The sequence below is a fragment of the Curvivirga aplysinae genome, from assembly GCF_009711445.1.
Lineage (GTDB): Bacteria > Pseudomonadota > Alphaproteobacteria > UBA8366 > Aestuariispiraceae > Curvivirga > Curvivirga aplysinae.
This window is the reverse complement of the sequence record NZ_SMMC01000073.1, coordinates 1-6,963: the sequence shown is the minus strand read 5'-3', so window position 1 is coordinate 6,963 and position 6,963 is coordinate 1. Positions and strand designations below refer to the sequence as shown.

The window sequence follows — 6,963 nt, the reverse complement described above, 5'->3', positions numbered from 1 at the left end:
AAGATTGGTTGCAATGCCAACAATTACGTGCGGCAGCCTTTCTACCCACCGAGCCTTACGAGGAGGAATTCGATAACAAAGATTTCTGCATGGTCATACATCTTTTAGCAAAAGACAATGATATGCCAGTAGCATGTATGCGTTTAAGTCTAGTTTCTGTAGAAAATGGCGGTTCCATACATTGGGGAAGGCTTGCAACTCTGCCAAGTTCAGCAAAAAGCCGATTGTCAGCTCTAAATGCTATCACCGACTTTGCTCAAGAGTATTGTATAAACTTCGGATTTAAAAAGATAATTGGTGAAGTATCAGATGAAAGGCTTATTAGGTACTGGGAAAAGAAAGGGTTTTTGCTTTCAGGCCAGCCACCAATTTGGTATGGAGATAGAGCATTCATGCCTATGTATAAAACTTTTGAGTAGCGATAAGCTTTAAGGACCGGCCGTTGCTGACTTTAGAAGATATTCTAACATGTGAGAACCTTGAGAATTTCAACAAGCTTATGGCGCATCACGAAATTCAATTTGCTTGGCAACGACAAAGCTCTGATTACGTATATACTTACGATCGAATCAACACTGCATTTTTCGAAGAGTATTACGGAAATGAAGTTGATTTAATTTGCCCCGCAGCTTGGGCGTTCAGAAGTCGGCAATGGCCTATTTTTACTCACGAACAAGCCAGAGCAGAACCACAATTTAATTCTATCAACAATTCCGAAAATGCTTACGAAGTATGGTTAAAGCATGGCTTTGTTGATGGTATTGTATGCTTATCAGGCGGACCAGCTTACAGCTCATTTGCATTTTTTTCTGCCGCAGAGATTATAGAAGATCTTACCAAAGTTGAGTTGATATATTTTGCAGCAACTCGAAAACTTGATGAATGGCTCAAAGACTATGAAGCTCTAATCGCTGTCCCAAGAGAGTTTAAATTTCTTTCACCTAAGGAAGTAGAGACTTTAAAACTCCAAATTACTCAACCACATCTTTCAACTGCCGAACAGGCAGAAAAATTAGGAATCAGCCAAAATACGTTGAAGATCCGCCAAGAAAGAATAACGAAGAAGTTCGGTGTAAAACGTTTTATTGGTGCAGCACTACTTGTAGAACGCACCGGTTTTCTAGATTAAGTTATAAAGTTACCTTCCATTGACAACCATACCTCTTTTCCGATAGAAGACGCCCATTAACGGTAATTGGGGACAGGTCTATTTTGCCTGTTTCTTTCGAGGTCATAGAAGAACCTCGGCGTAATCGCCCAATACGAAAGGAAAATTAAATGTCTATTGAGGCAACAAAACCGTCTTTGCGGTTTGTTTTGTCCCTGCTTATCCCTGTGATTTGCATGGGCGTGGTTATTCTAACCTCCAACGAACTTGTACAACATCCTGTAATCTCCCTATTTGGTATGACCGAATTATTTGGTTTGCCATTGGCTGATATTTTGACATGGGGTGCGTTCACATACCCGATCGCTTTCTTGGTTACAGACACAACCAACCGTCTTTTTGGCCCTGAAAAAGCGCGTAAAGTCGTCATTGTCGGCTTTGGTTTAGGTGTATTTCTATCTTTATCTGCAGCTTTCAGCATTGCTGCAGCCGTCGCTGCTGAAACCAGCACATCTTTGCTTGATGCATTATTTAATAATGATGAGGCTTTTGGCATGTTACGTGTTTCCGTTGCATCCGGTTCCGCATTCCTGATTGCTCAATTATTGGACGTTGCACTATTTGATAGACTACGTCAGGGCACATGGTGGAAAGCACCAGTAATTTCTTCATTTGTAAGTTCAATCATTGATACAGCTATTTTCTTCTCCCTCGCTTTCGGTGGTACAGGTTTACCATGGGAAACATGGGCGCTTGGCGATTTCACAGCCAAATTAGTTATGATTGCTGTATTGCTTTACCCATTCCGTTTACTGGTGTCTTTTTATCCAGCAAATATGCGTGAAGCCGCTTCATAATTCACCCTTATATAGTTGTTAGGAAATCAGCCATGAAAGTGGAACTGTTTGATTTTGACCTGCCTCAGGAAAATATTGCACAACACCCCGTCTTCCCGCGGGATCATTCGCGCATGTTGCTTTGCCTGAACAAGGAGCTAAACGATCAACAGGTCTTTAACTTGGCTGATTTCCTACAACCGGGAGATTTGATTGTTTGCAATGACACAAAGGTTATTCCTACACGTCTGTTCGGTAAACGCGGCGAAGCAGGTGTAGAGGTTACCTTACATAAGCAAGAAGCATCTGATACATGGTCGGCTTTTGCCCGACCTGCGAAAAAATTACGTGTAGATGACCTCTTTGTCGTAGCGGAAGACTTTCAGGCCAAGGTCATAGAAAAGCGTGACGCAGGCGAAGTTTTACTCAAATTCAACAAAGCTGATGGGGATCTGGTTCTTGCCCTTTGGGATCATGGCATCATGCCCCTTCCGCCCTACATTAAACGCACAAAGGGTGGCGATGAAGGTGAAGAAGCCCAAGATCGCGAAAATTATCAAACCATGTTTGCCAAAGAAGAAGGCGCGGTAGCAGCCCCAACAGCCGGTCTTCATTTCACGGATGAGCTAAAAGAAAAACTTGAAGCAAAAGGTGTTGGGTTCCAAGCCATTACCCTGCATGTTGGCGCAGGCACATTCTTGCCCATCAAAGTGGATGATACCAAAGACCACAAAATGCATGCTGAATATGGCGTTATCACCGAAGAAGAAGCGACCCGCATTAACGACGTTAAGAAAAATGGTGGTCGTATCATCGCCATTGGCACAACCAGTCTACGCCTTTTGGAATCTGCAGTGGATGAAAATGGCGTTGTACAACCTTTTGCCGCTGAAACAGATATTTTCATTACACCGGGATATCGCTTCAAAGCTGTTGATGTCCTGATGACCAACTTCCATTTGCCGAAATCCACTCTGTTTATGCTGATCAGCGCCTTTGCCGGACTGGATTTTATGCAAACAGCCTATAAACATGCCATTGATAATGGCTATCGTTTTTATTCATACGGAGATTGTTGCCTGCTGGAACGTGACGATACCGTAGAAGCAATTGAAGAGTAATCCCAAGATGACCGAATTTTCTTTTGAATTAAAAACCACTGACGGCCAAGCACGTCGCGGCGAAGTTAAAACAGCTCATGGTAATATTCAAACCCCTGCATTTATGCCTGTTGGCACCGCCGCAACCGTAAAAGCAATGTTCCCAGAATCTGTCGCTGCAACTGGTGCGGAAATCTGCCTTGGCAACACATATCATCTTATGCTTCGCCCAACAGCTGAACGTATCGCAGAACTTGGCGGATTACATAAATTCATGAATTGGGACAAACCTATCCTGACCGATTCAGGAGGGTATCAAGTGATGTCCCTCACCCAACTTCGCAAGCTAACAGAAGAAGGGGTTCGCTTCCGCTCCCACATCGATGGCAGTTATCACATGCTGACACCGGAACGTTCTATCGAAATTCAACATCTGTTGGGTGCGACCATTACAATGGCTTTTGATGAATGTACACCTTTCCCATGCGAGAAAGAAGAAGCCCGTAAATCCATGGAACTGTCTATGCGTTGGGCTGAACGTAGCCGTAACGCTTTCGTTCAACGCGAAGGATACGGGCAATTTGGTATCGTTCAAGGTTCCGTTCATGAAGACTTGCGCATGCGTTCCGTAGAAGTTCTAAACGGTATGGATTTTGAAGGTTATGCGGTTGGCGGTCTGGCTGTTGGTGAAGGTCAGGAATTGATGTTCTCTACCCTCGATTTCACTACACCAGCGATGCGTGCTGATAAACCACGCTATCTGATGGGAGTTGGCAAACCAACTGACCTTGTCGGCGCTGTGGCACGTGGCATTGATATGTTCGATTGCGTTTTACCGACGCGTTCTGGTCGCAACGGCCAGGCTTTCACACGCCGTGGCACAGTCAATTTGCGTAATGCCCGTCACGCCGATGATCCGCGTCCATTGGATGAAGAATGTCCATGTCCGGCATGTACAAATTATAGCCGCGCATATCTTCATCACTTAACCAAGGCCGGTGAAATTCTTGGTCTTATGTTAGTAAGCTGGCACAATATTCAGTATTATCAAACATTGATGCAAGATATGCGTGATGCCATTGAGGCAGGCACTTTTGAAGATTTCCAAGCCGCCTTTAATGAAGAATATCATGGCGGAGATATTCCCCCTTACACCAAAAGTTAATATTTTCTAAGCCCTGTTAATCAAATTTGCAGGGCTTTCCTTTTGATCAAAGAAACTTTTTTTCTTTTGCTGTTCATGTATATTATTAATGGTTTGTATATTTGGAAGGGGCTGAGGTCGTGGACACTCAAATTGATTACGTAGTAACATGTTATAACAAAGCTAAATATATAAGACATGTGTTGGAAAGCATCATAAATCAACAAGGTGAATTCGTTAAAAGAATCATTATAGTTGATGATGGATCGACAGATCAAAGTATTGAAATCATCAATAAATTCCAACAAACCTGTCCAATTCCTATGATCTTGATAAAACAAGAAAATGCAGGGCCAGCGCGTGCTCAAAATCGTGGATTAAAGGAAGTCGAAGCGCCCTATGTGAAGCTGCTAGACGGTGATGACATTTTGGCTCCTTATGCGACAGCCCATCTCTTTATGGCCTTAGAGCAACATTCTGACTGCATATTGTCATTTGGTGCACCAACAGAACAGGATACTTACGATATTACAACTGAAGGCAATGTCCACTTATCCATATCTGCAGATGCATCTGAAATGAAACCTGTAGAAGTTATCCATGATCCATTAATGGAATCTTTACGCTCTGCCAGAACAACGCCTAGTGCACTGCTAACCAAAAAAGAGATAATTGAGAAAACAGGTGGCTCCAATCCTGATGTTTTCATTCAAGATTACTCCTTTGAATTGGAAGCTGCCTATCTTGGGAAATTTGCCAAAATTTCTACACCTGTTTTTTATGCGCCAAGCGAACTGGGTGAACGTATGTCAGGGAATGAAGCACAAACTTTACACGATGTGAATATGGCGATTGCTTACTTTGTGGATAAGCACCCAAATCTTGGAGAAAGATACAAAAACTATGCACTTTATAGATGTACATCGCGTGCAGCCAAATGGGCTAAACGACATAGAGCTTCACAGTTATCTTTACGATTAACTCTCATGAAATTCCTTGCAAAACTGCCATTATATACAGCATGCTTTAAGAAACTAAGCTTTAGCTGCAAAGCTTTCAAACATAGCCATCCTATACGTGTTCCAAAATAAGAAGCGACTTTCACGGTGCCTCTATCACATATTCCAGCTTCTATTGAGACGATCCTATCTCATAAAGCTTGTGGCTCTTTGATACGCCATTGGTTAAGACAATCCGACATCAATAAACCACCATCTAAATCACAACTAGATCCGTTGGAGTTTTGGTCCGCCTTACCTGATATTTCGATACATATATATGCGCCAGAGCTAAACGACTATAAAATGTATCTAGCCGGAGACCATATTAGTGGTTTAGATGCATTAGATAAAAAGGGCATTACATTGCGCGATAGTTATCAGTATCATTCCCCTCATATCGCTGATGTCATTATAGAAAAATGGAATGAGGCAAGATCAACTAACAAATGTTTAATCACTTTTCGTGATTTAGAACAAGCAGGACAAAAGAAATCCTCCCTTCGTTGCATCCTACCGCTAGTCGAACCAGAAGCTATTTTATGTTTTACCATTTATGGCTATGATGCAGAACATGCACATAAAACGTTACATCGAAACCAAGATGACTATCGTAATGAAAGTTACAGCAAAGATGAACTTATGCATCTGATTAATTTATCAGAATGACATAACAATTTGATCAGATGATTGAGATAACAGATATAAAACAAAAAATCATTGAGAAGGCGAATTCCATTGGGTTTGATTCCATTGGGTTTGCCCCCGTCTCTATACCTGATCGAAATAAAAAACGTCTTCATGAATTTCTGGATGAAAAATCTTATGGCACGATGGAATGGATGGCAGGCCGCATTGAACATCGAGAAAGCCCAGAAGGTCTTTGGCCAGAGGTAAAATCCGTGATCGTTCTAGGATTAAACTATGGGCCATCTTTAGATCCCATGATTAAAAATCTGTTTCATGAACGTGCAAATATTTCCGTGTATGCGCAAAATAAAGACTATCACGATCTGGTAAAAAAACGCTTAAAACAGTTGGCTCGTTGGATCGTTGAACAAAATTTCACAACGCAATCTGATACCGATGTCAAAGTGTTTGTCGATACCGCACCTGTATTGGAAAAAGCAATCGCCGCCCAATCCACATTGGGGTGGCAGGGTAAACATACCAATATTGTATCCCGTGATTATGGTAGCTGGCTTTTTTTAGGCGAAATATTCACAACATTGGAATTACCTGCTGATGAACCGGAAAAAGATCATTGTGGCTCCTGCAAAGATTGTCAAATTGTCTGTCCAACCGATGCTTTTCCGGCCCCTTATAAATTGGACGCTAAACGTTGTATTTCTTATCTTACTATTGAACATCAAGGCATGATCGATGAAGAGTTTCGCAAACCTATGGGCAATAGGATTTATGGGTGCGATGATTGTCTTGCGGCATGCCCCTGGAACAAGTTTGCCTCGCGGAGCAAAGAAGCAGATTTTTGGCCACGTCCAGAACTGAAAGGCCCACGCTTAATTGATTTCCTTGATATGGATGATGCCTCTTTTCGACAGTTCTTCACAGCAAGCCCAGTCAAACGCATTGGTCGCGAACGTTTTCTTCGCAATGTTTTAATCGCGCTTGGGAATAGCGGCAATCCGACTTTCACATCAAAAATTGAGAATCTGTTGGAAGACCCTTCACCAACAATACGTGGTTCTGCTGTTTGGGCCTTAAAGTGCTTATATAGTCAAACGGAATTCGCAAAGTTTCGCGCATCCTATATTCA

General features: G+C 42.3%; 8 protein-coding genes. All 8 read left to right on the top strand.

The genetic code is table 11. The features are described 5' to 3' along the window. Positions 1-419: GNAT family N-acetyltransferase (locus E1160_RS17060; RefSeq protein ID WP_218048640.1), on the top strand; the 419-nt coding region annotated here is incomplete at its 5' end. A gap of 23 nt (positions 420-442) precedes the next feature. After that, complete coding sequence (locus E1160_RS01275; protein ID WP_155153180.1) at positions 443-1,129, top strand: helix-turn-helix transcriptional regulator; 687 nt, start codon at positions 443-445, stop codon at positions 1,127-1,129. A gap of 149 nt (positions 1,130-1,278) precedes the next feature. Then, entirely contained in the window at positions 1,279-1,965 is a 687-nt protein-coding gene (locus E1160_RS01270) for a queuosine precursor transporter (protein WP_155153179.1), read from the top strand. Positions 1,966-1,997: 32 nt separating this feature from the next. Continuing rightward, positions 1,998-3,065 (top strand): tRNA preQ1(34) S-adenosylmethionine ribosyltransferase-isomerase QueA, encoded by a 1,068-nt coding sequence (queA, locus tag E1160_RS01265; protein WP_155153178.1) that lies wholly within the window; start codon positions 1,998-2,000, stop codon positions 3,063-3,065. A 7-nt stretch (positions 3,066-3,072) separates the two neighbouring features. Beyond that, the gene (gene tgt / locus E1160_RS01260; RefSeq protein WP_155153177.1) at positions 3,073-4,209 is read left to right on the top strand and encodes a tRNA guanosine(34) transglycosylase Tgt; all 1,137 of its coding nucleotides are present in this window, start codon (positions 3,073-3,075) and stop codon (positions 4,207-4,209) included. Positions 4,210-4,328: 119 nt separating this feature from the next. Next, positions 4,329-5,279 carry a glycosyltransferase family A protein gene (locus E1160_RS01255; RefSeq protein WP_218048639.1) on the top strand — a complete coding sequence of 317 codons (951 nt, stop codon included), beginning with the start codon at positions 4,329-4,331 and terminating at the stop codon, positions 5,277-5,279. A 15-nt stretch (positions 5,280-5,294) separates the two neighbouring features. Then, on the top strand, positions 5,295-5,855 hold the full coding sequence (locus E1160_RS01250; protein ID WP_155153175.1) for a PAS domain-containing protein: 561 nt from the start codon (positions 5,295-5,297) through the stop codon (positions 5,853-5,855). A 17-nt stretch (positions 5,856-5,872) separates the two neighbouring features. Beyond that, on the top strand, positions 5,873-6,963 hold a 1,091-nt coding region (gene queG / locus E1160_RS01245), incomplete at its 3' end, for a tRNA epoxyqueuosine(34) reductase QueG (protein WP_155153174.1).